This window comes from Devosia sp. LjRoot16, assembly GCF_964252795.1.
In the GTDB taxonomy this organism is placed as follows: domain Bacteria; phylum Pseudomonadota; class Alphaproteobacteria; order Rhizobiales; family Devosiaceae; genus Devosia_A.
Map to the genome: position 1 here is coordinate 391,635 of NZ_CAXUPH020000005.1, position 26,455 is coordinate 418,089.

Consider the following 26,455-nt stretch of genomic DNA (forward strand, 5'->3'; position numbering starts at 1 on the left):
TGTTCTTACTCCGCCGCGACCTGTTGAGCGGCCTCACGGGCCTTTTCCATCCGCTGGAGCGCCTTGCGGTACTCGATCGGCATGACCTTCCTGAACTTGGGCAGGTACTCGTCCCAGTTGGAAAGGATGTGGTTGGCGCGCGACGAGCCGGTGAAGCTCTTGTGCCGCGCGATCAGCTGATAGAGCCGTTCGGCATCGCGACGCTGCAGGTCGTGCAGGATCTCGACCACGCCCATGGTCTCGAGGTCGCCGTGGTGGCCGAAGTCGCGGCCATTGAGGCGTTCCTCTTCGACGACCGGCTCGAGCTCGACCATCGACATGTTGCAGCGGCTCTCGAAGCTCTCGTCCTCGTCGAGGACATAGGCCACGCCGCCGGACATGCCCGCCGCGAAGTTGCGGCCGGTCCGGCCCAGCACCACCACCACGCCGCCGGTCATGTACTCACAGCCGTGGTCGCCGGTGCCTTCGACAACGGCGATGGCGCCGGAGTTGCGGACGGCGAAGCGCTCGCCGGCCACACCGCGGAAGTAGCACTCACCGGTAATGGCGCCGTAAAGCGCGGTGTTGCCGATGATGATCGAGTCCTCGGGCACGTAGCCGCGTTCTTCCGGTGGCCGGACCACGAGGCGCGCGCCGGAAAGGCCCTTGCCCACATAGTCGTTGGCCTCGCCCACCAGATCGATGGAGATGCCGCGCGCCGCCCAGGCGCCGAAGGCCTGGCCGGCCGTGCCGGTCAGCGACACCGCGATGGTATCTTCGGCGAGGCCGGCATGGCCATAGCGCTTGGCCACCGCACCGCCGAGCATGGCGCCCGCCGAGCGATCGACGCTGGTGATCGTCTCGACGATCTTGACCGGGGTGCCGTGGTCGAGCGCGGGCTGCGCCGCGGCGATCAGGCGACGGTCGAGAACCTTGTCGATCGGATGGTTCTGGCTTTCGGTGTGGGTGATCCCCACGCCTTCCGGGGCGAACGGCTTGTGGAAGAGTTTCGAAAAATCGAGCCCCTTGGCCTTCCAGTGGTCGATGGCCTCGGTCTTGTCGAGCATCTGCATCTGCCCGACCATTTCCTCGAACCGGGTGTAGCCCATCTCGGCCATCAGCTCGCGCACTTCCTCGGCAACGAAGAACAGGTAGTTGATGACGTGCTCGGGCTTGCCGGTGAAGCGGGCGCGCAGCACCGGATCCTGGGTGGCGACGCCAACCGGGCAGGTGTTGAGGTGGCACTTGCGCATCATCACGCAGCCGGCCGCGATCAGCGGCGCGGTGGCGAGACCGAACTCGTCGGCGCCGAGCAGGGCGCCGATCACCACGTCACGGCCGGTGCGCACGCCGCCATCGACCTGTACCGCGATGCGGCTGCGCAGCCGATTGCGGACCAGCGTCTGCTGGGTCTCGGCGAGGCCGATTTCCCACGGCGAGCCGGCATGCTTCAGCGAGGTCAACGGCGAAGCGCCGGTGCCACCCTCGTAGCCGGAGATGGTGACATGGTCGGCGCGCGCCTTGGCGACGCCGGCGGCAACCGTGCCGACGCCGACTTCCGAGACGAGCTTCACCGAGACCTGGCCGGTCGGGTTGACGTTCTTCAAATCGAAGATCAGCTGCGCCAGATCCTCGATCGAATAGATGTCGTGGTGCGGCGGCGGCGAGATCAGGCCGACGCCCGGAGTCGAGTGCCGGACCTTGGCGATGGTCTCGTTCACCTTGTCGCCGGGCAGCTGGCCGCCTTCGCCGGGCTTGGCGCCCTGGGCCATCTTGATCTGCATCATGTCGGAGTTGACCAGGTATTCCGTGGTCACGCCGAAGCGGCCCGAGGCCACCTGCTTGATGGCCGAGCGCTTGCTGTCGCCGTTCGGCATCGGCTTGAAGCGATCGACTTCCTCGCCGCCTTCACCGGTGTTCGACTTGCCGCCGATCCGGTTCATGGCGATGGCGAGCGTGGTGTGGGCTTCGAGCGAGATCGAGCCATAGCTCATGGCGCCGGTCGAGAAGCGCTTGACGATCTCGACCGCCGGCTCGACCTGGTCGAGTTCGACGGGCGCCCGGCCCTCCTCGTCCGCCTTCCTGATGCGGAACAGCGAACGGATGGTGACGTACTTGTCCTCGACCTCGTTCACGAGCTTCGAGAACTCACGGTACTTGTCGCGGGCATTGCCACGGGCGGCATGCTGCAGGCTGGCGACCGTCTCCGAGCGCCAGACATGCGCCTCGCCGCGCTGGCGGAAGGCATAGTCGCCGCCGACGTCGAGCACGTCCTCAAGTACCGGCGAATTGCCGAAGGCATCCTGGTGCCGCAGCACGGTTTCCTCGGCGATCTCCTTGAGGCCTGCACCCTCGATGGTGGTGGCGGTGCCGGTGAAGTAGGTCGAGACGAAATCGGTCGTGAGGCCCACCGCATCGAAGATCTGCGCGCCGCAATAGGACTGGTAGGTCGAGATGCCCATCTTGGCAGTGACCTTGAGGATGCCCTTACCGATCGCCTTGATGTAGCGGTAGATGATCTCGTCCGCGTCCAGCTCGCCCGGCAGATCGCCCTGCATGGCGGCCAGCGTCTCGAACGCCAGGTAGGGGTTGATCGCCTCGGCGCCATAGCCCGCGAGAGCGCAGAAATGGTGGATTTCGCGCGCTTCGCCGGTTTCGACCACGAGGCCCACCGAGGTGCGCAAACCCTTGCGGATCAGGTGGTGATGGATGCCGGCGGTGGCCAGCAGCGCCGGGATCGCCACCCGCTCGCGGTTCATCGAGCGATCGGAGAGGATGATGATGTTGTCGCCCGAGTGGACGGCCATCTCAGCATCCGAGAACAGCTGATCGAGCGCCCGCTTCATCCCCTCTGCGCCTTCCGACACCGGATAGGTGATGTCGAGCGTCTTGGAACGGAACGGGTTGTCTTCCATGCCGCCGATGGCGCGGATCTTTTCCAGATCCTCGTTGGTGAGGATCGGCTGGCGCACTTCGAGCCGCTGCCGGCTGTTGCCGCCGGTGAGGTCGAGCACGTTCGGCCGCGGCCCGATGAACGAGACGAGGCTCATCACCAGCTCTTCGCGGATCGAGTCGATCGGCGGGTTGGTCACCTGCGCGAAGTTCTGCTTGAAGTAGGAGTAGAGGAGCTTGGACTTGTTCGAGAGCGCCGAGATCGGGGTGTCGGTGCCCATCGATCCCACAGCTTCCTGGCCGGTGGCGGCCATTGGCGGCAGGATCATCTTCAGATCTTCCTGGGTGTAGCCGAAGGCCTGCTGGCGATCGAGCAGCGGCACATCCGAGGTCTTGGGCTCGAAATGCACCGCCGGCAGTTCCTCGAGCACGATCTGGGTGCGCCCGAGCCACTGCTTATAGGGGTGTGCGTTGGCGAGCTCGGCCTTGATCTCCTCGTCGGAGACGATACGGCCCTGCTTCAGGTCGATCAGCAGCATCTTGCCCGGCTGCAGGCGCCACTTCTTCTTGATCTTCGCAGCCGGGATCGGCAGCACGCCGGCTTCCGAGCTCATCACCACTTCGTCGTCTTCGGTGACGAGATAGCGGGCCGGGCGCAGGCCGTTGCGGTCGAGCGTCGCGCCGATATGGATGCCATCCGAGAAGCACATGGCGGCGGGGCCGTCCCACGGCTCCATCAGCGCAGCGTGATACTCGTAGAAGGCGCGGCGGTCCTCATCCATCAGCGGGTTGCCGGCCCAGGCTTCGGGGATCAGCATCATGGCTGCGTGCGGCAGCGAGTAGCCGCCGCGGATCAGGAACTCGAGCGCGTTGTCGAAGCAGGCGGTGTCCGACTGGCCGGGATAGGAAATCGGCCAGAGCTTCTGGATATCGGCGCCGAACAGCGGCGACGACACCGAAGCCTGGCGGGCCGCCATCCAGTTGACGTTGCCGCGCACGGTGTTGATTTCGCCGTTGTGGCAGACGAACCGGTAGGGGTGCGCCAGCCGCCAGGACGGGAAGGTGTTGGTGGAGAAACGCTGATGCACCAGCGCCAGCGCCGACTCGAAGTCGGGATCGTGCAGATCCTGATAGTAGGCGCCGAGCTGGGCGGCGAGGAACATGCCCTTATAGACCAGGGTGCGGCAGCTCATCGACACGATGTAGAAATCGTTCGGCTTGCCTTCAAAGGCCGAGAAGATCTTGGCCGACATCACCTTGCGGATGACGTAGAGCTTGCGCTCGAACGCCTCTTCATCGGCAATGGCGTCGCCACGACCGATGATCACCTGCCGGTGGCAGGGCTCGGTGGCGACGATCTCGGGGTCCTTCGAAAGCGACGAGTTGTCGGACGGCACGTCGCGCCAGCCGATGACCGTCTGGCCCTCGTCCTCGATCACCTTGCTGACGACGCGTTCCATCTTCAGGCGCAGATCAGCGTCCTGCGGCATGAAGATGAAGCCGACGGCGTACTTGCCCTGCTCAGGCAGGTGGAAGCCAAGCCGGGCGCTCTCCTTCAAAAAGAACTTGTGTGGGATCTGCACCATGATGCCGGCGCCGTCGCCCATCAGCGGGTCGGCGCCCACGGCACCGCGGTGCTCGAGGTTCTCGAGGATGGCGAGACCGTTCTGGACGATCTTCTGGCTGGGCTGGTTCTTCATGTTGACGATGAAGCCCACGCCGCAGGCATCGACCTCGCGCGAGGGATCATAAAGACCCTCGGCCTGCGGCCGCATCACGCCTGCAGGCAGATCTGTTCGATAGCCGCCATTTTTGCGAATGGCGGTTTCCGTGACGGGATGTGACATCGATCCGTTCCGTGGTTCAGCCATTTGCAAAGTCCTCTGTTTTTGCAGTCGTCTTCGAGACCAAGGCGAGTGCCCTGGTGTTCAAGTTCCTTTCGACGCGCCTTCGGCCCCCAGTCGTACCTCAGTGTACGGCTCGAATCCGAGTGCGCAATCCTTTAGTGGGGAGCGGCTCTGCATCCAAATGGCCGCTCGTACGGGCTCGATAAGGCCCCACCCCTCCGTTTCCGCTATCGACAAGCGGTCCAGCCGGATCGGCGTGTGAAACGCATCCGGGGAGACCGGCCGCTCACTAAATTGGACAGACGTGCTGTCCTATCGAGGCTACATTTGCATAATTCCAAACTACGAGCAAGCGCCTGAGGACACTTTTTTGCCGTGTTGTGACTGAGCCGGCGTAGGAGATCGCAGGGAGGGAATAGGAAAACAGTAGGAGTTGGCGGCCATGTGCCGCCTGAGGAAGCCGCATTCCCAGCGTTTTGGCCCTGCTGCAGCTATAGGAAATCGAACGGATGAGAACTCGGCGGTACACCTGGGCCGGAGCGGCCCCATCGACATCCAGCTGTCGGGATGTACATGTTTCACCTCGCGAAATCGCTCCGAGCCACAAATGCCACCGAGACCATCGTTCATCGTCAACATCCGGGATGGCCTCAGGCCGCTCGACCATGGCGGCTTTGCCGACATGGGGGGATTCGGCTATCCGCTCGGGGGGCTGCATGGCCTCACCCATATCGGCATCAACTACGAAGTGGCGCCGCCCGGCAGCCGTTCGTCGTTTCCGCATGCCGAAAGCCAAGAGGAGGAGTTCGTCTTCGTCCTCGGCGGCAAACCCGACGTGTGGATCGACGGCAAGCTCCATCCGCTCGAGGCCGGCGACGCCGTGGCGTTTCCCGGCGGTACTGGAATCGCCCACAGCTTCCTTAATAACAGCGACGAGGACATGCAGCTGATCATCCTCGGCGAGCACGAACTGCCGGGCAACCAGCTCTACTATCCGCTCAACCCCGAGCGCATGGCCGAATTCAGCAGCTGGAACGGCGCCTGGCTCGATGCGCCGAAACGGCTGCTCGGGCCGCATGACGGCAAGGCGCGGGCCGGCAGCCGCGACGATGGCGCAGCTCGTCCGCGTCGTCCGGGGTTTATCGCGCATTACAGCAAGGGCCTCGCGCCGTTCCCCAACCCCAAGCACACCAACCATGGCGGCCAGAGCAGCCGGATGGGGGCGGCGCTGGGAATGAAGCGCATCGGCATCAATTACGACATCGTCGCGCCCGGCAACCGCACCTCGCGTCCGCATGCCGAAAGCCGCGAGGACGAGTTCGTGCTGGTGCTCAAGGGCCGTCCCGATGTGTGGATCGACGGGCATTTGCACGAGCTCAGCGAAGGCGATGCGGCGGTATTTCCCGCCGGCACCGGCATCGCCCACTCGTTCCTCAACAACAGCGACGCCGACGTGCACCTGCTAGTGGTCGGCGAGCATGCCCGTGAGGGCAATCAGCTGAACTACCCGCTGAACCCCGAGCGGATGGAGGAGTTCGCAAAAGTGGGACGGGCGTGGCTCGACGCGCCGAAGCGGGAACTGGGGCCGCATGACGGGATGGCGCGGGCAGGGACGCGGCGGGGATGAGTGTGCTCGCTGGCTCTTCGCGCAAAGGAAGAGAGGTAGTCGGTGGCCAGCATATGCATCGGAGCATCAGTCGGGACTCTCCCCCTTGGCGGGGGAGAAAGCGAAAACTTGGGCTTAGCGCAGCTAAGTCCTTAGTTTTCGCAAGAGAGGGGGCGTGGGGAGCCACCGTGCCCGCCAAAATCCCCTCTCTTGGAATTTCTAAGGCTTAGCCAAGTAGCTAAGCCCAAGAAATTCCATTCTCCCCCGCAAGGGGGGAGATGGCCGAGAGATCTGCGCGTGGGATGCCGAAAGATCAGCAACGGGCCCCGTTGCCTACTCCAGATGGCTCTTCAGAAACCACAGGTTCTTGTCGAGGCTGCGCGAGAAGGCGGTGAAGATATCAGCGGTATCCGCGTCACCGGCTTCGTCCGCCGCATCGATCCCCTCGCGGGTGGATTTGCTCAGCGCGGCGTAGCGCTCGACCAGGGCGGCGACGTGGTCGGGGACCTTCCTGATATCGGTGGGGTAGGGGGCGAGCTTGCTGGCTTTGCCCACTGTCTGCAGCGTGCCCAGGGCGATGCCGTCGAGCTGGGCGACGCGCTCGGCGATGATGTCGACATGCTCATCGACGTCGTCGCGCAACTGGTCGAGCAGCTCATGTACGGCGATGAAGGTGGGGCCTTTGAGGTTCCAGTGCGCCTGCTTGGTGACCAGCGCCAGATCGATGGCGTCGGCGAGGCGGGCATTCAACAGGTCGATCATTTCGGCCTTGGTGTTGGACTTGAGGCCGATTTCGGGGGATTTCATCTTGGGGAACCTGTGACGCGTTGCAGGGACGCCGTGAGAACGGCGTGGGTGCGTCGGAGGTTCCTCAAAGCCAGCGTGGATGTCTTGAACGAAGCGCGCGCCATCAGTCGGGGCTGGGCAGTGATTTGTCGGCCTTGCAGACGCTGAGTGGCTTGATCTCGCCCGAGAAGACCCGGGTGATGCGCTCCTCGGCCTTGTCGACGGTGACGCTCATGCAGGCGCAACCATAGCCGTAGCCGCTGCCCGGGTTGTTGGTCTCGACGAACTGCTTGTCATCGAAATCCGGGGTGTTCTCGACGCCCTCGGCATCGGGGCCGGTCGCCTCTGCCTGCGAGGTAATGGTCCAGGTGGCGTCCTTGTCCATCAGCCAGAGGTTGCCCGGCGTGGGGTTCATGTACCAGCCGCAGCGAGTTTCGGCGGCGAGAGCTGGTGAGGCAGCAATCAAGGACACAGCAACGATGATGGCCAAGCGATGCATGGTGACGCTCCTCGAGAAGATGAGGCCGAACACCATCAGTTCTGTTGCCCGCGGGCAAGGCCTCGTTGCTGGCAAAAGTATGTATTGTACAAACAACAAGGGCGCAGTTCTTCACGAACCACGCCCTCATTTCCATTCACCTGGCGAACAGACCGCCTGGTTGTGCCAAGTCGTTCGTGACCGGATCAGACCGGATTAGTTGACCGTCTGGTCCTCGATGGTCTTGGTCGAGGCGCTGATCGGAATCTGGCGAGCCTTCTTGCTCTCCGGAATTTCGCGCTTCAGCTCGATATGGAGCAGACCGTTCTCGAGGTTGGCGCCGGCGACTTCAACGTAGTCGGCGAGCTGGAAGCGCAACTCGAAAGCGCGCTCGGCAATGCCGCGGTGCAGGAACTCGCGAGACTTGTCCTCGCTCTCCTGGGCCTTGGCGCCCTTTACGACCAAGTTGTTCTCCTTGCTCTCAATGGCGATGTCGCCATCGGCAAAGCCGGCGACAGCAATCGAGATGCGGTAGGCGTTCTCGCCGGTCTTCTCGATATTGTAGGGAGGATAGGATTTCGCCTCCTGACCCACGAGGGCATCGAGACGATTGAAGACGCGGTCGAAACCGACGGTCGAACGGTAGAAGGGGGAAAAATCGTAGCTAGCCATGATCACATTCTCCTTTGAGCAACGTGGCTTGTGTTCGGGTGTCCCATGCGCGCTCCCCAATTGGGCAAGCAGGCATTCCCGGGTTCCCGATCCCCGGGAGTTCCCGGCGGACAGCATTGATTTAGGGAGCATCGGCCAGGGTTCAAGACCCCGGTTCAAGGTCGATGAACCGAAGATGAATGTGGCGATCAAAGGCGGTTCAGGCAGCGGCTCCTATAAGCGGGACTGTGCTTACTGTCTGCTGCAGGGCACACCGAATGAGCCGCCTTCACCCGCCCCCCGCAAGGCGGCCATCACAGGAAAGCCAGTGTCTCAACCGAGGCGCTGGCTTTTCGGTTTTCCGGGCTTGGGTATCACCCATCATTCCCGCCGGCCCGGGAATCCAGTATGCACAGGGTTATCGTCCGGAGCAGCGCATGAACGCCATCGTCGACCCCAATGGGCCAACCCTTGCGGTGGTGCCGTCCAACCCGGTGCCGGAGGGCGCGCGGGTCGGCTACTTCACTACGCCCGACAAGGTACAGCTGCGCTATGCCACCTTCCCCAAGGGGCAGGGCGCGGCCAAGGGCACGATCTGCCTGGTCCAGGGGCGCACCGAGTTCATCGAGAAATATTTCGAGACCATCGCCGACTTCCAGTCGCGCGGTTTCGCCGTCGCCACCTTCGATTGGCGCGGGCAGGGTGGCAGCCAGCGGCTGATCGGCAACAAGCGGCTCGGCTATGTCAGGCGCTTCGACGACTACTGGGAAGACCTCAAGGCCTTCCATGGCTCGATCCTGTTGCCCGATTGCCCCGCGCCCTATTACCTCGTCGGCCATTCGATGGGTGGGCTCGCCTCGCTCTATGCCGGTATCCGAGACCGCATGATGTTCGAGCGGATCTTTGTGTCGGCGCCGATGGTGGGGCTCGATCGCCAGCCGCTCAGCATGGCCGGCATGGCGCGGCTTTGCGGCACGCTCTCAAATCTCGGGCTGGCCCGACTGCCGATCGGTCGGCGTGGCGACAAGGCGCAGACCGAACAGAGCTTTGCCGGCAACCCGCTGACCTCCGATCTTGCGCGCTTCAACCGCTCGGTGGAGGTGCTGAAGGCCCGTCCGGAACTGGAGCTCGGCGCCCCGACCTTCCGCTGGGCCGCCTCCGCTTTCGAGGCGATGGCCGGCGCCGCGACCGACCAGTTCCCCGGCGCCGTCCGCATCCCGGTGCTGATGCTGGCGGCGGCCCGCGACGAGATCGTCTCGACCGCGGCCATCGAGACGCTGGGTTTGAGGATGCGCACTGGCCGCCACGTGGTGATCCCCGGCGCCCGGCACGAGATGTTCGTCGAGAACGACGCCATCCGCGCCCAGGTGTTCGCGGCGTTCGACGCGTTTATTACGGAACAGAGCGCCTGACGTCTGGTGGCCACTGCCCACTCCCCCACTCGATGTCATCCCAGCGAAAGCTGGGACCCATCCAACGCCTGGCGCAGGACGTGAGTTGGGTCCCTGCTTTCGCAGGGATGACAACCGTGGTTGGGGTTAGCTAGAAGGCCCATTACCCCCTGAGCGCTGCCATGGCCGCTGCGTGCAGCTCAGGCGTCGCCGCGGCGACGCAGTTGCCGCCTTGTTCGGCCGGGCCGCCGTCCCAGGTGGTGATGACGCCGCCGGCATTCTCGATCAGCGGGATCAGTGGGCAGATATCGACATTCTTCAACCCGGCCTCGACCACCAGATCGATGTGGCCGGCCGACATCAGAGCGTAGCCATAGCAATCGAGCCCGTAGCGGGTGGTCAGCACCTGTGAGCTGATGGCGTCCCATTGCCGCGTAAGGTCCCGTCCCGGACGCAGGAAGAGGTCGGGCGAGGTGGTGGTCAGCTTGGCTTTCGACAGTTCGGTCACCGTGCTGGTTCTAAGCGGCAGATGCTGATCACCGCGATAGTAGCCAGCCTCGCCGGGCAGGCTCAGGTAGATTTCGCCGGTGAACGGCTGCGCCATCAGGCCGGCGACCGCACGTCCTTTTAAGGTGAGCCCGACCAGCGTACCCCATACGGGTACTCCGGTGATGAAGGCGCGGGTGCCGTCAATCGGGTCGATGATCCACGAAAAGGGAGCTGAGCCGGGCTTGTCGTCCCATTCTTCGCCAACGATGGCGTGGTCTGGAAAACGCGCGCCGATCAACTCGCGGATGACGCGTTCGGCCTCGCGGTCGGCCTCCGTGACCGGATCGAACCCTACGGCCCACTTGTTGTCCACGGCGATGCCTTGACGGAAGCGGGGCAAGGTGATGCTTGCGGCGATTTCGGCGGCATCGAGCAAGGTGCGGCGCACCAGGTCGGCGGTAAGGCCGCCGAGACGGTCCGCGCCAAGAGATGTATCTTCCATGTCAGCCTTCCCGGCGCGATTTTGTGAGTTGGTCCAGTGTTCTAGCCGCCGATCTCAGTCGACATGCGCGAATAGTTTGTGACGATCGTGATTCATTTTTGCAACAACGGCGCAAGTTTATCTGTTGAAGACTTCCGGCCGCCTTGTGGAGGGGCGCAAATCAGTTCACGCCAGTAACTGCATGATGGATGGGCGGCTCTTGAGCCTCTTGCCTCGACTTAGGCAACGCACTCTGGCCGTCATCGTTTCCTCCCTTGACTGGGCCGCTCCGGCGGCCCGATTTTTTGCTTCGAACGTTCGGGGCCATGCACCAGCCGTACCAAAAACTCGATGTCATCCCAGCGAAAGCTGGGACCTAACGCGCCGCTTGCGCCAGCCTGGCGGACGAGGGCGAAGCCCTCACCGCGGAGATGAATTCCAGCTTTCGCTGGGATGACATCGGGATGGGGCATCCACGTTGCCCACCCTTCACTCCGCCGCGTATTTCTCCTGCGCCGGGGTAGGTGGCGAGAGCATGGCGAAATCGAGCCCCACCAGCGTTGCGACCAGCCGATCCACCAGTTGCCGCATGGCGCCGAAGCCGGCGTTTTTCTCGAGCGTCACCTCGTTCATATAGAGGTGGCGGCTGAGCTCGATCTGCAGGGCATGCACGCCGTGCTGCGGCCGGCCATAGGTGCGGGTACAGAAACCGCCGGCATAGGGGCGGTTGCGCGCCACCCGCAGCCCGGCGCCGGCAAACACCATCTCGGCCAGGTCGGCGAGAATCGGGGCGCAGGTGGTGCCGTAGCGATCGCCCAGCACCACGTCGGGGCCGAGCCGGTCGCCGCTGCGCGACAGCCGCGGCATCGAGTGGCAGTCGATCAGCACTGCCACGCCGAAGGCGCCATAGGCCTCGGTCAGCAGCCGCTGCATGGTGGCGTGGTAAGGCTGGTAGATGCCCTCGATGCGCATGCGCGCGTCGTCGAGCGTCAGCCGCTCCTTATAGATCGGCTTGTTCTCGGCCACGACGCGCGCCAGCGTGCCGAGCCCGGCGGCGACACGCGGGCTGGTGGTGTTGAAGCGTTCGGAGAGCGGCTCGACGAACATGGTGGGGTCGAGTTCCCACGGCTCGCGATTCACATCGAGATAGGCGCGCGGAAAATGCGCCCGGATCAGCGGCGCACCCAGGTGCGGCGCCCGCTGGAACAACTCGTCGACAAAGGCATCCTCAGACTGGCGGATCGACAGGTGGTCGAGCCGGGTCATCGCAAGGAAGCGCTCGGGGTAATCGCGGCCGGAATGTGCGGAATTGAACACCAGTGGCGCCATCACCCGGCGGGGCCGGATGGTTTCGAATGCTGGCCTGTCCCAATAGTCGGACTGCACCGGGTCTCCCTTCAGCGCCGCAGCGCTGCCTTATTGCCGTACTTTGCCGCGCGCGTTGCCGAATGTCCATAAGTCCGAAGGCAGCATGTTCACACTTGCCGCGTATGGGTTCTCGATCGAGAAAACTTGCATTAAACATCACCCATTAGAGTTCCGCGGCAGAACGCCGTCGATGGGGCGCCAAGAGGACATGATGAAGCGCATTCTGCTCGCCGAAGACGATAACGACATGCGCCAGTTCCTCACCCGCGCGTTGAAGACCGCCGGCTATGAGGTGGTCTCGTTCGACAACGGCAGGTCGGCGTACGAGCGACTGCGCGAAGAGCCGTTCTCGCTGCTCTTGAGCGACATCGTGATGCCGGAGATGGACGGGATCGAACTGGCGCGCCGCGCCACCGAGCTCGATCCGGATCTCAAGGTGATGTTCATCACCGGTTTTGCCGCCGTGGCGCTCAACCCCGACTCGGAAGCCCCCAAGGATGCGTCGGTGCTGTCGAAGCCCTTCCACCTCAAGGATCTGGTGCACGAGGTCGAGCGGCTGCTGGCGGCCTGATCCCGCGGCGAGGCCTCCCGGCGGGGGCATTGCCCGGTACCCGTCGTCCGCTAGTGCCGCGCAGCGGGGGTCTCGGGGGTACTTTGCGGGCGGTTTCCCCAGCCCGGAATTCACGCTTGACCCGCAAGCGGGTTTTATGGTCTACCGCGCTCGCAACGACGGGCGGTGCCCGACGTGACAAGCGATGTGATGGGTGTATAGCTCAGCGGGAGAGCACTACCTTGACATGGTAGGGGTCACAGGTTCAATCCCTGTTACACCCACCATCCCTCGCTTGAAGGACTCCCGAAGTCCTTGAATATGCCGATGAAATCGGCGCCGCAGTTTGGTCGCGACGGACGACGGTCTTAACAGACCTGAGGTCACGACCCGAACGGATGGGTGTGTAGCTCAGCGGGAGAGCATCGCCTTCACACGGCGGGGGTCACAGGTTCAATCCCTGTCACACCCACCATCCAATTGAAGCCCCTGGCGCCGATCGGCTGCCGGGGGTTTTGCTTTTCGGGGGTCTCGCCGAGGACGTTCAAGGCGCGGAATCAGTCGGTGGCGGACGCTCATCTGTTGATCGCCATTGCATGAACAGATTCGGCTCACCGGATAGAGTCGTCGCCGTCCGAAATGCAGTTGTCTTGGCTTTGCCACAAAATTCCTGGGCCCATCACGGCGGCGTGAGCCACTACGCAGATGTCGGCATACGGTGCTGCTAACACTATGTTTTGTCTTGCAGAAATCCTGATGTGCTACACATCGTCAGTTGATGCAGCGCTGCAACACAGTTGCTTCAATGTGGCAATTGTCTCCATGAGGGGGCTCGATTCCTGCCATATTTCATGTGAGGGTAGCCTCGACCTTTTGGAGGGCAATCATGAAGCACATCACCACTATCCTGCTGGCCACTGTGGCCGCTGCTGGTCTGATGTCCTCGGCCTACGCCGCGGATCTGATCATTGAAGAACCGGCTGAAGTCGGTGTCGTCGACGTCAGCGGGAGCTGGGACGGCGCATTTATCGGTGGTTTCATCGGCGCGGGCTGGGGCACTGCCGACCACACCGCAGCTGGTGGCGTCGGCCCCGTGCCGGTTGGCGGCAACGATATCGACCTGAGCGGCTGGCTGCTCGGTGTTGATGCGGGTTTCAACGCCACCGTTGGTTCGGGTATCGTGATCGGTGTCGTCGGCGACATCGCGTGGGCGGACATCGGCGGTGAAATCGAAGGCGGCGCTTTTGATGGCACCACTCACACGATCGACTGGACGGGTTCGCTGCGTGGCCGTCTTGGCTTCGACGGTGGCGCCTTCCTGCCCTACCTCACGGCCGGTCTCGCGGTCGCCCATGCTGAACGCTTCTCGCCACTATTCGGTGGTATCGAGGCCGACGCGACACACGTTGGCTGGACCGTCGGCGCTGGTGTCGAGTTTGCCGTTAGCGAAGAGCTGTCGATCGATCTGCTCTACCGCTATAGCGATTACGGCGCGCAGACCTATGACTTCTCGGCCGGTACCGATCCTGAGATCGACCTCAGCACGCACACCATCCAGGCCGGTCTGCACTGGAACTTCTAAGCCAGTCTGACTGCTGAAAGTTCAGGACCCCGCCCGGCGCGAGCCGCGGCGGGGTCTCTTTTTCCCCGAAAATTCCTCAGTTGTGCCTTGAAATCGCCATGCCGGAAACAGGTGTGGCGCGAATGGCACGACTCTCTTCTGGAGGCGCAGCGCGTGAACAGTTTGTTAGCACGTGAGGTCGCTTTTGCCCGCGACAGGGGCTACGTGAGGGCCCTCTCTCTAGGAGTTGACTAAATGAATCGTTTTGCAATCGCTCTGCTGGCCGGTGTGGCTGGCGTCTCCGTGATGTCCTCGGCCTTCGCTGCTGACCTGATCATCGATGAGCCCGCCCCGGCGGTCGGCATCGTGTCGACCACCGGCAACTGGGACGGCGTCTTCATCGGTGCTTTCGCCGGCGCCGGCTGGGGCACCGTCACCGACGAGGAAAACTACTTCCTCAACGGTGTCGACGCCGAGACCGATCTGACGGGCTGGCAGCTGGGTGTTAACGCCGGCGCCAACTTCACCGTTTCGGAAGCCATCGTTGCCGGTATCGTTGGCGACATCGCCTGGACGGACCTCAATGGCGACGTCGATGCGGACAGTTCGTACAACGTCGACTGGGCAGGTTCTATCCGCGGCCGTCTCGGCTTCGATGGTGGCGCCTTCCTGCCGTATGTGACCGCCGGTGTGGCTTTTGCCAACGCCACGGTGACCGACGGCGCTCTCGAAGACACCCAGACCCACATCGGTTGGACCGTTGGTGCTGGTGTCGAGTTCGCCGTTGCCGACAACGTGTCGCTCGACCTGCAGTACCGCTACACCGACTACGGTTCGAAGGACTACGAGCTCGGCGCTGCGCCGACCGAGTCGTTCGGCCTGACCTCGCATGCGGTCACCGCCGGCGTGAACTTCCGCTTCTGATTTCCGCCTTCGGCCTCGAGCCGAACGGTTATCTAAATCGACCCCGCCCGGCGCAAGCCGCGGCGGGGTTTGATTTTGCGATGATGCGACGTTTCCTGGTGCGGTATCGCGCAGCATTGTCTCGCGCTGCCTCATGCGCGGCGCAATTGTGTCAAAATAGAGATTTACAACGTTATTAAGAACCCAGGCCATACCTGTGTCTTGGGGGTGACACTTTACGGCTAAGCTGTGCGTTGCTGGCGGAGTCGGGTTTTCTTTCCCCAGGACGTGCGTATCTTATAGGCGTTGCTTTTCTGGAGGCCACCCATGAATCGTTTTGCCGTTTCCCTGCTCGCCGGCGTTGCCGCTCTGAGCTTCATCTCCTCGGTCCAGGCGGCCGATCTCATCATCAGCGAACCCGCTCCCCCGGTCGGTGTCATCGACGTCGGTGGCAACTGGGACGGCGTGTATGTCGGCGCCTTTGCCGGCTACGGCTGGGGTACCGTCAATGACGACGATGGGTACTTCGTTGCTCCCGATACCGAGTACGACCTGACCGGTTGGCAGCTCGGCGTCGCGGTCGGCGCCAATTTCACCGTCTCCGAAGCCATCGTCGCCGGTATCGTTGCCGACGTCGCCTGGTCGGATCTTGGCGGCGAGAATACCGTTGATGGTATCGCCTACGACGTGAACTGGCTCGGCAGCATCCGCGGTCGTCTCGGCTTTGATGGCGGCGCCTTCCTGCCGTACCTGACGGCCGGTGTGGCCTTCGCCGGCGCCACTGCCACCGATAACACCGTCGTGCCCGGCGTCGAAGACGATGCGACTCACATCGGCTGGACCGTTGGTGCGGGCGTCGAATTTGCGGTTGCCGACAACATCTCGATCGACCTGCTGTATCGCTACAGCGACTACGGCTCGCAGACCTACACCCTCGATGCGGGCGACACCGACCTGGGCCTCACCGCCCACACCATCTCGGCGGGCGTGAACTTCAAGTTCTGATTTCCGCTTCGGCGCAAGCCGATCCGTACTCAATCGACCCCGCCCGGCGCAGCCGTGGCGGGGTTGATGCATTTATGGACGCCCCACATGCGCGTGCCAGCACGTACCGGAGAACGCCGCTCAACGGCCCGCGGAGCGTGTCCTTGCCGACCTGTCGCGGGCCATCCAGGTCCGACATGGGCGTGCAGCTGTGATCGCGGCGAGCGGACGCCGAAAGGGCTGCTTCAGTTCTCAAGGCCAAACGACAGCTGCGCGACGCGAGTTGTCACCGTTCATTCACATCTGTTGCGCATTTGCCCTTGTCAGATCCGTAAATCGGTCCCACCTTCGCGGTCATGTTCAACCAGCAAAAGGAGGTGGTCCAAGTGTCTCATCAGAAATCGTCGGTTTCGAAGGGTCCTGGAGTCTCCGTTAGCTCGGAGCAGCCTCTGGCCTAATCGAAGGCACCTCGCCCTCGGCGCGACTTCTGTCGTGTCTTGAGGGCAATGACTGCTTCGAAAGCCACGAAATCGGAAAGGGTCGCCTCAGGGCGGCCCTTTCTTTTTACCCATCAGCCATCGCGCCGTGGTGGGCAGGGGCAGGTCCAGAGCTATCTCGGGCGGGACTCGGCCTCGCAGATGTTTAAGCCCCGAAAGGCGCAGTCGGGACTCCCTTGCTCTCCCGCTTGCGGGCAGGGCTATCGCATATGACGGCGCTGGGCACCTCTTGCCTTCTCCCACAAGGGGAGAGGGCCATCCAACTACTGTCAGCGCCCCATATGCGATAGCCCTGCGCTTGCGGGGGAGGGGGACCAGCCGAAAGGCTGGTGGGAGGGGGGCACAAACTCTGTCCTGCGCCAAGTCCGCCCACATTCAGTGCGTGGGGCACCCCCTCCCACCACGCTTTCGCGTGGTCCCCCCTCCCCCGCAAGCGGGAGAGGGAGTCCCGACTGCGCGTTCCACGATGGGTGCAGTCGGGGCTCCGCTCAAACCATTCGTTAACCAAGTCCTGACGGTTACCGCGGCGTAAAGGAATTGTTTGCAACTTGGAGTCGATTCATGCGGGCACGTAATCCGTTCCCTTCGTGTACCTTGGAGGCACATCATGAACCGTTTTTCTCTCTCTCTGCTGGCGGGCGTTGCCGTGCTGTCCATGGCTTCGGCTGCCTCGGCCGCTGACCTCTTGGTCCAGCAGCCGTCCATGCCGGGCTTTGTCGACATGGGCAGCAGCGGCGCCTGGGATGGCGCCTATATCGGCGGCTTCGTAGGTTATGGCTGGGGTTCGGCCAATGACGATTCGGGCCTGTTCATCCTTGGCAATGACATGGACCTGTCGGGCTGGACTGCTGGTGCTACCCTCGGTGCGAACTTCACCGTCGCCCAGGGCTTCGTGCTCGGCGCCGCCGGCGACATCGCCTGGGCCGGCATCGGTGGCTTCGAGGCGCCGTCGCAGGATGTCGACATCAACTGGACCGGTTCGCTCCGCGGCAAGGCCGGTTTCGACGCCGGTGCGTTCATGCCCTACCTGACCGCGGGTCTTGCCTTTGCCGGCGCCACCGCCAGCAACGGCCCGACCGACAGCACCCAGATGCACTTCGGCTGGACGGCCGGCGCCGGTGTCGAAGTTGCCGTTGCCGACCAGATCTCGCTCGATCTGCAGTACCGCTACTCGGACTATGGCACCGCCACCTACGACCTGCCGACCAATCCGGAACTGGATATCAGCACCCATGCCGTCACGGCGGGTGTGAACTTCAAGTTCTAAGCCGCACCGGCATATCGCTTCGGAAAGGGCCGCTTCGTGCGGCCCTTTCTTATTGCGCGCCAATAGGTTCCGATGCCGCATGTGTGGCGGCAAGGTGACACCCGTGCGTCTTCCGTGGGGACGAACTCCTAATTCCTATCGCCTTGATCGAGATTTGGAGGTATCCGCCTCCGGACTTCTAGGAGACTCACATGAATCGCTTTGTAATTGCTCTGCTTTCCGGTGTTGCCGGTCTTGCTCTCGTGTCGGGCGCCCAGGCGGCTGACCTGATCATCGACGAGCCCGCAGCTGGCGTGGTCGAAGTTGCCAGCGGCAACTGGGACGGCCTCTATGTCGGTGCGTTTGTCGGCGGCCTCGGCGGCACCTTCGAGAACACCGTCGGTACCGAGTGGGATATCAGCGGCTGGCTGGCCGGCGTGAACCTCGGCGCCAACTTCACCGTCGCCGATGGCATCGTGCTCGGCGTGGTGGGCGACGTTGCCTGGACCAACGCCGAGAACGACGGCAACCCGCTCGCCGTTGACTGGACCGCTTCGCTGCGTGGTCGTCTCGGCTTCGATGCCGGCTCGTTCCTGCCCTACCTGACCGCTGGTCTGGCGGTTGCCGGTGGCGAGATCGGTGGCGTGAACGAGACCCATGTCGGCTGGACCGCCGGCGCCGGCGTCGAGTTCGCCGTGGCCGACAACATCTCGGTCGACCTGCTGTATCGTTACTCGGACTACGGCACCGCCGAGTACCCGGGCGAGTTCGGCCTGACCTCGCACGCCGTCACCGTTGGCTTGAACTTCAAGTTCTAAGCCTCGCGTATCGGCAGAATTCTGAACGGCCGCCCTTCGGGGCGGCCGTTCTCTTTTTGCATTCGGGGCACAACCCGACTATGTAGCGGCCTTCCGAACTTCGAGCCCGTCGATGAACGCCCTGACCGCCACGGCGCCTGCCGCAAACCTGCTGCCCTACCAGTCGCGCCGGACTTTCGCGATCATCTCGCACCCGGATGCCGGCAAGACTACGCTCACCGAAAAGCTGCTGGCCTCGTCGGGCGCCATCCAGCAGGCCGGGCAGGTGCGGCACCGCGCCAACCAGCGCGCCACCCGCTCGGACTGGATGGAGATCGAGCGGCAGCGCGGCATCTCGATCACCTCCTCGGTGATGACCTTCGAGCACCTGGGGCTGACCTTCAATCTGCTCGATACGCCCGGTCACTCAGACTTCTCCGAGGATACCTACCGCACGCTCACCGCGGTGGACGCCGCCATCATGGTGATCGACGTCGCCAAGGGCATCGAAGCGCAGACGCTGAAGCTGTTCGAGGTCTGCCGGCTGCGCGACATCCCGATCATCACCTTTGCCAACAAGGTCGACCGCGAAGGCAAGGATCCGGTGGAGATTCTCGACGAAATCGCCTCCACCCTGGCGCTCGACGTCTCGCCGGTGGTCTGGCCGCTGGGTGGTGGCGTCGACTTCAAGGGCATTGTCGATCTCACGGCTGGCGTGGTGAAGCGGCCGAATGGCGAGGTCTGGAAGACCTTCACCAATGTCGAGGAGCTCGCGCGCGACAACGAGTTCGCCATGGATCCGGTGATCATGGCCAGCCTCGAGAATCTCGAGCTGGCGCGGGCCGGCTTCCCGGCCTTCGATCATGAGATCTACCTCGCCGGCCACCTGACGCCGGTAATCTTCGGCTCGGCGCTGAAGTCGGTCTCGGTGCCCGAGATGCTGGCGGCGCTCGGCGCCTGGGCGCCCGAGCCGCGGCCGCAGCCGGCCGAACCCAAGCCGATCGAGCCTGACGATCCCAAGGTTTCGGGCTTCGTGTTCAAGGTGCAGGCGAACATGGACGCCAACCACCGCGACCGTATTGCCTTCGTGCGACTGAGCTCGGGCACGTTCAAGCGCGGCATGCGGCTGAAGAACGTGCGCACCGGAAAGGACATGGCGGTATCGAACCCGATGTTCTTTTTCGGACACGATCGCGAACTGGCCGAAGAAGCGGTGGCCGGCGATATCGTCGGCATACCCAACCATGGCGCGCTGAGCGTCGGTGACACCCTCACCGAGGGCGCCAACATCAAGGTAACGGGCATCCCGAATTTCGCGCCGGAAATCATCCGCCGCGTCCGCCTCACCGATCCGATGAAGGCCAAGCAGCTGGCCAAGGCGCTGAGCGATCTCGCCGAAGAGGGCGTGGCGCAGATCTTCCGCCGCATGGTGGGCGCCGACTACATCGTCGGCGTGGTGGGGCAGCTGCAGCTCGAAGTGCTGCAGAGCCGCATCAACTCCGAATACAACGTGCCGATTAGCTTCGAGTCGATCAATTTCGAGCTGGCGCGCTGGATCGTCTCCGAGGACAAGGCCGAGCTGGCGCGGTTCATCTCCACCAACAAGCTGGAGATGGCCGAGGACAAGTATGGCGACCCGGTCTATCTCGCCCAATCCACCTGGTGGCTCGGCCGCGCCGAGCGGGATTACCCGAAGGTGCAGTTCCTGACCACGAAGGAACGGCATTAGGCGCGTCTGCCGATAGGTCTGCACCGGCCGGTGGTTGGGCCCGATCCTAGACCCCACCCACCGGCTGTCATCCCAGCGAAAGCTGGGACCCAACTCGCCCCCTGCGCCAGCTGATGGATGGGTCCCAGCTTTCGCTGGGATGACACCTGGTGTGTTGGGAAACCCCGTGCCCTCCATCATCCCTCGTAGGCTCCAGCCAAACCATTCCACCGTCTTGTGATCTCCATGATCGAGCCCTATCTCCGCCGGGCGAGTGGGGAGGGGCTGATGGCGGGCGAGTGGGCACTGATAGCGGCGCCGGTTCGCGCCATCTACGGCCGGTTCTGGCGCGAATCCCGGTTGGCGCTGGGCGGCATCGCGCTGATGGTGCTGCTCGCGGCGCTCGGCCAGGTGGCAACGCCATACCTGTTTTCCCGGCTGATCGACCAGCTGAACTCCAACCTGGTGCCCGCGGGCATCGTCATGGCGTTCGTCGTCTATGCGATCCTGCGCGGTGCTTCGAGCGCGGTGTCGCAGGCGACGCAATACATGGCCTGGGGGGTGGCGCAGGGGCTCAACTTCATCGTCGGCACCAGCTTCTTCGAACGCATCCTCAACAAGCAGGTGGCGTTCTTCATCGAGCACAATCCGGTGGAAATCCAGAAGGCGCGCTCCGAGGGCGAGCGCTCACTGTTCATCTTCGTGCAACTGGGGATCATCGTCTTCCTGCCGGCGCTGCTCGGCATCGTGCTCGGCGTTGGCGTCTTGGGCGCGGTGATCAACCTCGAGATCGTCGCCATTGTCCTCGTTTATGGCGCGGCCTTCATCACCTTCACCTATTTCGCCAATCGCTGGACGCGGCCGTTTCTCGATAAAGCCATCGAGGCCGACCAGGAGAATGCGGCCTTTGTCGGCAACGCCATCAACGCCATGGAAACGCTGCGCTATTTCAACGGCGACAAGTGGATCAGCGACAATTTCGCGAAGAAGGCCGGCGAAGTGCGCGGCGCCTGGCGGCAATGGACCGTCAGGCACCTGAGCTATGCCTTCGGCTTCGGCGCGGCGCTGGCCGTGCAGCTGGCGGTGACCTTCCTGCTGCTCATTCCGCGTTACGAGGCCGGCCAGCTCAGCGTCGGCGATATCGTGCTGATCAATACCCTGATGATCCAGCTCAACCAACCGTTCGAGATGATCGGCTCGGCCATCGACGATATCGTGCGCGCTTATTCCGGCTTCCTGCCGTTCGCCCGGATGTGGGCCGAGCCGGAGGACCAGGACGCTGCAGGCCGCCTGGCGGTCGGGTCGGGCCGGCTGGAGTTCGCCCATGTCGGCCATCGCTATGGCGAGACGCCGGTGGTTGAGGATGTGAGCTTTGTCGCCGAGCGCGGACGGCTGACCTTTATCACCGGCCCGACCGGGGCCGGCAAGTCGACGCTATTCAAGCTGGCGCTGAAAGCGCTGGAGCCGGAGCAGGGGACGATCACGGTCGACGGCACTGATCTCAGCACCGTCGGCCGCGCCAGCTGGTATGCGGCGATCGGTGTCGTGCCGCAGGAGGTGATGCTGCTCAACGATACGCTCGCGGCCAACATCGTCCTGGGCCGCGAGCGCGATGCTGCGCGGCTCGAACGCGCCACTCGGCTGGCCTCGATCCACAAGTTCATCACCGGCCTGCCGGAAGGCTTCGAAACCACTGTGGGCGAGCGCGGGCTGAAGCTCTCGGGTGGCGAGCGGCAGCGCATCGCCATCGCCCGCGCGCTCTACGACAGCCCGGAGTTCCTGTTTCTCGACGAGGCCAGCTCCGCCCTCGACGAGGCGACCGAGGCGGGGATCATGGCGGAGCTGCGCACGCTCAGCGCCGACACCACCATCATCGCCATCACCCACCGCAAGGCGGTGATAGCAGAGACCGACACTCTCATTCGCCTAAAAGCGAGGAAGCCGAGAGCCGAAAGCGCTTTGCAGGGCGTCGCCGGCCCGGCTATCTGAGGCACGTGAACAGGGAGTGGATTTCATGGATAGGCGCAAACTCGGCAAGACCGGTTACGAAGTTTCGGAGATCGGGCTTGGCACCTGGCAGTTGGGCGAGAGCTTCGGTTCGCTCAACGACGAGACGGCGGCTGAAATCCTGAAGACGGCGCGCAATGTCGAGGTGAATTTCTGGGATACCGCCGACGTCTATGGCGGCGGGCAGTCGGAGCGGCGGATCGGCGAGTTCAAGGACAAGAAGGGCGTGTTCGTTGCCACCAAGCTCGGGCGCAACGGCGAGATCTTCCCCAACAAGACCGGCTACAACAAGAAGAACATCAAGGAGAGCCTAGCCGGCTCCCTGAAGCGGCTCGGCGTCGAGACGCTCGACCTGGCGCAGCTTCACACCATCCCCACCGACGTGCTGCGCGACGGCGAAGTCTTCACCATCATGGATGACCTGCGCGATGCCGGGATGATGCGGAACTGGGGCGCCAGCGTCGAGAATGTCGAGGAGGCGCTGCTGGCGATGAAGTCGGATGGCTGCACGACGCTGCAGATCATCTTCAACCTGTTCCGGCAGGACTACATCACCGAGGTGTTCCCGACTGCCACCAAGCGCAATGTCGGCATCATCGTCCGGCTGCCGCTCGCCTCGGGCCTGCTCTCGGGCAAGTGGAACAAGGACACCAAGTTCGCCGATAGCGACCACCGCAACTTCAACGCCAACGGCGAGAAGTTCAACGTCGGCGAGACCTTTTCCGGCCTGCCGTTCGACAAGGGTGTCGGCTTTGCCGAACAGCTCAAGCAGATGGTGCCTTCGGGCATCCCGCTCAGCCAGTTCGCGCTACGCTGGATCCTCGACCAGCCGGCAGTATCGACGATCATCGCCGGCGTGACGCGGCCGGACCAGTTGCGCGCCAATGTCGACGCGACCAAGCGCGAGCCGGTGGAACCGGCCTTGGCCGAGGAACTGGCGGGCTGGTACCAGGACAAGGTGCGACCGGAGATCCGTGGGCGGATCTAGGACGCGTTGCCAGGGGGGCTGTGCCGGTGGCTGTGGACCCCCACCCCTGTCCCCTCCCCGCAAGGGGGAGGGAGACGCCTACACCGGCCTCAGTGTTTTGGTCACCCTCCCCCTTGCGGGGAGGGGACAGGGGTGGGGGCAGCCCACACCGGTGTCTGCGCGAGCCTCCCACCTCCCCATCCGCCTAGCCCCCCTTCCATCCAGTGCCGCCGCTGCCTAAGTTAGCCGCACCCTCCCACCACCTTGAGTACCCCCATGTCCGAACATCCCGCCTTCGAACTCGTCCGCGAGCAGCAGATCGGGGAGATCAGTTCGCTGGCCAAGCTCTATCGGCACAAGCGGACCGGGGCGGAGGTGCTGAGCCTCATCAATGACGATGAGAACAAGGTGTTCGGCGTGACGCTGAAGACCCCGCCGGAGGATTCGACCGGCGTCGCACATATTCTCGAGCATTCGGTGCTGTGCGGTTCCCGCAAGTACCCAGTGAAGAAGCCGTTCGTGGAGCTGCTGAAGGGCTCGCTCCACACCTTCCTCAACGCCATGACCTTCTCCGACAAGACCGCCTATCCGGTGGCGTCGCAGAACCTCAAGGATTTCTACAACCTGGTCGATGTCTATCTCGACGCGGTGTATTTCCCGCTGATCAGCGAGGACACGTTCCGGCAGGAAGGCTGGCACTACGAGCTCGATTCCACCCAGGGGCCGATGGTCTACAAGGGTGTGGTGTTCAACGAGATGAAGGGCGCCTATTCCTCCGCTGCCGCGGTGCTGGGTAAGGTCAGCCAGCTGTCGCTTTACCCCGACACCACCTACGGGGTGAATTCGGGTGGCGACCCGAAGGCCATCCCCGACCTCACCTACGAACATTTCAAGAACTTCCATTCGAAGTACTATCACCCGTCCAACTCGCGCGTCGTATTCTACGGCGATGACGATCCGGCGCAGCGCCTCGCCATCCTCGAGGAGTATTTCAGCCAGTTCGAGCGCATCGACCCCAAGGCCGAAATCGCTATCCAGCCACGCTGGAGCGCGCCGCGGTCGCTGCACGAGACCTATGCCGCGAGCGAAGCCGAGGCCGGCAAGAAGACCGCCATGGTGTCGGTCAACTGGATGCTCGACGAGATCACCGACCCTGAACTGGCACTGTCGCTCAACGTGCTCGAGTCCGTGCTGGTCGGCACCTCCGCCGCGCCGCTGCGGAAGGCGATGATCGATTCCGGGCTCGGCGAAGGCCTGACCGGCTCGGGCCTCGCCGATGGTATCCGCCAACCCTATTTCACCTTCGGGCTCAAGGGCATCGAGGACGATGCCGGCGATAAGGTCGAGCAGCTGATCATCTCGACGCTCGAGCAGCTCAGCGCCGAGGGGATCGACCCCAAGACCATCGAAGCGGCCATGAACACCACCGAGTTCGGGCTCAGGGAGAACAATACCGGCTCGTTCCCGCGCGGCATCGCGCTGATGTTCCGCGCCATGGGCACCTGGCTCTATGGCGGCGACCCGCTGGAGCCGCTGAGCTTCGAGGTGCCGCTCGCCGCGATCAAGGCCAGGCTCGCCGCCGGCGAGCCGGTGTTCGAACGGCTGATCAAGACCCACATCCTCGACAACAAGCACCGCTCCACCGTGCTGCTCACCGCCGACCCCAACAAGGCGGCAGCGGAAGCCGCCGAGGAGCGGGCGCGGCTCGACAGGGCGCAGCAGTCGCTCGATGCCGCCGGCATCGCTGAGGTGGCCGAGCAGACCCGCCACCTCAAGGAATTGCAGAACGAGGTCGATGCGCCGGAGGCGCTGGCCAGGATCCCGACGCTGACACTCGAGGACCTGCCGCGCGCCAACAAGGCGATCCCGATCGCCAAGGAAGAGCTCGAAGGCGTCACGCTGTTCAGCCACGACCTGCCGACCAATGGCGTGGTCTATCTCGATCTCGGCTTCAACCTCACGGCGCTGCCGGGGCGGCTGTTGCCCTACCTGCCGCTGTTCACCCGGGCGCTGACCCAGACCGGCACCGGCAGCGAAGATTTCGTCTCTCTGACCCAGCGCATCGGTCGCACCACCGGCGGCGTCGGCGCCAGCCGCTGGAACTCGACCCGTCGCGACGGGGTGGGCACCGCGGCCTGGATGTTCGTCCGCGGCAAGGCGACGCCGGATCATGTCGGCGACATGCTGTCGATCATGCGCGACGTGCTGACCGACGCGCGGCTCGACAACCGCGAGCGCATCCGCCAGATGGTGCTGGAGTCGAAGGCTGGCTTCGAAAGCTCGCTGGCCGGCATGGGCAACGGCATCGTGTCGATGCGGGTGCGCGCCGGGTTCAGCGAGGCCGACTGGCTCAACGAGAAGCTCGGCGGCGTCAGCCACTATTTCTTCCTCAAGGATCTGGCGGCACAGATCGACGGCAACTGGCCGGCGGTGCAGGCGGCGCTCGAGGAGATCCGTACGCTGCTGATCGGCCGTACCGGGATGATCGTCAACGTCACCGCCGACAGTTTTGCCATCGCGGCGCTGAAGCCGGAACTGGCGACGTTCATCGCGGCTTTGCCGGCTGGTGCTGGCCCCTCGACTGAAGGTTGGGGGTTCGTCGCCGGTCCGCAATCGGAAGGCCTGACCTTCCCCGGCCAGGTCAATTACGTGGCCAAGGGCGCCAACCTCAAGGCGCTCGGGTTCGAGCCCACCGGCGGCACCGCAGTCGCCATCAAGCACCTCAACACCACATATCTGTGGGACAAGGTGCGGGTGCAGGGCGGCGCCTATGGCGGGTCGTCCGGGCTCGATCCATTCGCCGGCACCTTCGCCTTCACTTCGTATCGCGATCCGAACCTCGTCGACACCATCGATGTCTACGACAAGGCCTCGACCTTCCTCAAAGGCGGGGTAGGGGAGCAGGATCTGGTGCGCTCGGTGATCGGCGTCATCGGCTCAGTCGACACCTACCGGCTGCCCGACGCCAAAGGCTTCACCGCGCTGGTCTGGGAACTCACCGGCGACAGTGAAGACGCCCGCCAGAAGCGCCGCGAGGAAATCCTCGGCGCCTCCAGCCGAGACTTCAAGGCGCTTGGCGAGGCGCTGGATCAGGTTGCCCGCAGCGGCCAGGTGGTGGTGCTCGGGTCGGAGAAGGCGATCAAGGCGGCCAACGACGAGCGCGGGAATTTCCTCAAGGTGACGAAGGTTCTGTAGTTCGTTTGGGAGGAAGATTCGCTCCCACCCTCGATGTGATCCCAGCGGAAGCTGGGACCCAACTCGCAGCCC

At 63.7% G+C, this 26,455-nt stretch carries 18 protein-coding genes and 2 tRNA genes; 14 read left to right on the forward strand and 6 right to left on the reverse strand.

From position 1 onward, the window contains the following. Positions 1-5: 5 nt before the first annotated feature. The gene (gene gltB, locus ACSQ23_RS23245) at positions 6-4,646 is read right to left on the reverse strand and encodes a glutamate synthase large subunit (RefSeq protein WP_248310573.1); all 4,641 of its coding nucleotides are present in this window, start codon (positions 4,644-4,646) and stop codon (positions 6-8) included. Between the two features lie 679 nt (positions 4,647-5,325). Between gltB and ACSQ23_RS23250 the strand changes: the two genes are divergently transcribed. After that, positions 5,326-6,345: a cupin domain-containing protein gene (locus ACSQ23_RS23250; protein ID WP_248310569.1), complete on the forward strand. Its 1,020-nt coding sequence runs from the start codon at positions 5,326-5,328 to the stop codon at positions 6,343-6,345. Between the two features lie 312 nt (positions 6,346-6,657). On the opposite strand, the gene dps is transcribed toward ACSQ23_RS23250, so the two are convergent. The 3 genes from dps to ACSQ23_RS23265 all read right to left on the reverse strand — a co-directional run bounded on the left by dps (position 6,658) and on the right by ACSQ23_RS23265 (position 8,260). Further along, the gene (gene dps / locus ACSQ23_RS23255; RefSeq protein ID WP_055882962.1) at positions 6,658-7,131 is read right to left on the reverse strand and encodes a DNA starvation/stationary phase protection protein Dps; all 474 of its coding nucleotides are present in this window, start codon (positions 7,129-7,131) and stop codon (positions 6,658-6,660) included. A gap of 103 nt (positions 7,132-7,234) precedes the next feature. Continuing rightward, a complete protein-coding gene (locus ACSQ23_RS23260) occupies positions 7,235-7,609 on the reverse strand; it encodes a DUF4087 domain-containing protein (protein WP_082528326.1) in 375 nt (124 codons plus the stop codon). A gap of 195 nt (positions 7,610-7,804) precedes the next feature. Next, positions 7,805-8,260 (reverse strand): Hsp20 family protein, encoded by a 456-nt coding sequence (locus ACSQ23_RS23265; RefSeq protein ID WP_055882966.1) that lies wholly within the window; start codon positions 8,258-8,260, stop codon positions 7,805-7,807. Positions 8,261-8,676: 416 nt separating this feature from the next. Between ACSQ23_RS23265 and ACSQ23_RS23270 the strand changes: the two genes are divergently transcribed. Then, the gene (locus ACSQ23_RS23270; protein ID WP_055882968.1) at positions 8,677-9,651 is read left to right on the forward strand and encodes an alpha/beta fold hydrolase; all 975 of its coding nucleotides are present in this window, start codon (positions 8,677-8,679) and stop codon (positions 9,649-9,651) included. 142 nt (positions 9,652-9,793) lie between these two features. On the opposite strand, the gene hisN is transcribed toward ACSQ23_RS23270, so the two are convergent. Then, complete coding sequence (gene hisN, locus ACSQ23_RS23275) at positions 9,794-10,621, reverse strand: histidinol-phosphatase (RefSeq protein WP_055882969.1); 828 nt, start codon at positions 10,619-10,621, stop codon at positions 9,794-9,796. 468 nt (positions 10,622-11,089) lie between these two features. Further along, positions 11,090-11,986 (reverse strand): N-formylglutamate amidohydrolase, encoded by an 897-nt coding sequence (locus tag ACSQ23_RS23280; protein ID WP_248310570.1) that lies wholly within the window; start codon positions 11,984-11,986, stop codon positions 11,090-11,092. A gap of 190 nt (positions 11,987-12,176) precedes the next feature. Here ACSQ23_RS23280 and cpdR point away from each other — a divergent pair, with 190 nt between their 5' ends. The 12 genes from cpdR (at position 12,177) to ACSQ23_RS23340 (ending at position 26,383) form a co-directional block, all read left to right on the forward strand. After that, positions 12,177-12,539 carry a cell cycle two-component system response regulator CpdR gene (cpdR, locus tag ACSQ23_RS23285; protein ID WP_211200049.1) on the forward strand — a complete coding sequence of 121 codons (363 nt, stop codon included), beginning with the start codon at positions 12,177-12,179 and terminating at the stop codon, positions 12,537-12,539. A gap of 191 nt (positions 12,540-12,730) precedes the next feature. Next, positions 12,731-12,805: transfer RNA gene (locus tag ACSQ23_RS23290), tRNA-Val, on the forward strand. Positions 12,806-12,918: 113 nt separating this feature from the next. After that, positions 12,919-12,993, forward strand: a tRNA-Val gene (locus ACSQ23_RS23295). 411 nt (positions 12,994-13,404) lie between these two features. After that, positions 13,405-14,100 carry an outer membrane protein gene (locus ACSQ23_RS23300; protein ID WP_055882973.1) on the forward strand — a complete coding sequence of 232 codons (696 nt, stop codon included), beginning with the start codon at positions 13,405-13,407 and terminating at the stop codon, positions 14,098-14,100. Between the two features lie 234 nt (positions 14,101-14,334). Then, positions 14,335-15,003, forward strand: a complete 669-nt coding sequence (locus ACSQ23_RS23305) for an outer membrane protein (protein ID WP_055882975.1) — start codon at positions 14,335-14,337, stop codon at positions 15,001-15,003. Positions 15,004-15,309: 306 nt separating this feature from the next. Next, a complete protein-coding gene (locus tag ACSQ23_RS23310; RefSeq protein WP_055882977.1) occupies positions 15,310-15,987 on the forward strand; it encodes an outer membrane protein in 678 nt (225 codons plus the stop codon). Between the two features lie 1,083 nt (positions 15,988-17,070). Beyond that, positions 17,071-17,730 carry an outer membrane protein gene (locus tag ACSQ23_RS23315; protein WP_055999492.1) on the forward strand — a complete coding sequence of 220 codons (660 nt, stop codon included), beginning with the start codon at positions 17,071-17,073 and terminating at the stop codon, positions 17,728-17,730. A gap of 191 nt (positions 17,731-17,921) precedes the next feature. Then, complete coding sequence (locus ACSQ23_RS23320; RefSeq protein ID WP_055999495.1) at positions 17,922-18,527, forward strand: outer membrane protein; 606 nt, start codon at positions 17,922-17,924, stop codon at positions 18,525-18,527. 112 nt (positions 18,528-18,639) lie between these two features. Next, positions 18,640-20,235 carry a peptide chain release factor 3 gene (locus tag ACSQ23_RS23325; protein ID WP_436092074.1) on the forward strand — a complete coding sequence of 532 codons (1,596 nt, stop codon included), beginning with the start codon at positions 18,640-18,642 and terminating at the stop codon, positions 20,233-20,235. Between the two features lie 267 nt (positions 20,236-20,502). Next, positions 20,503-22,203 (forward strand): ABC transporter ATP-binding protein, encoded by a 1,701-nt coding sequence (locus tag ACSQ23_RS23330; RefSeq protein WP_055882984.1) that lies wholly within the window; start codon positions 20,503-20,505, stop codon positions 22,201-22,203. A 25-nt stretch (positions 22,204-22,228) separates the two neighbouring features. Then, a complete protein-coding gene (locus ACSQ23_RS23335; protein ID WP_055883311.1) occupies positions 22,229-23,209 on the forward strand; it encodes an aldo/keto reductase in 981 nt (326 codons plus the stop codon). Positions 23,210-23,464: 255 nt separating this feature from the next. Continuing rightward, on the forward strand, positions 23,465-26,383 hold the full coding sequence (locus tag ACSQ23_RS23340) for an insulinase family protein (protein ID WP_055882986.1): 2,919 nt from the start codon (positions 23,465-23,467) through the stop codon (positions 26,381-26,383). Positions 26,384-26,455 lie beyond the last annotated feature (72 nt).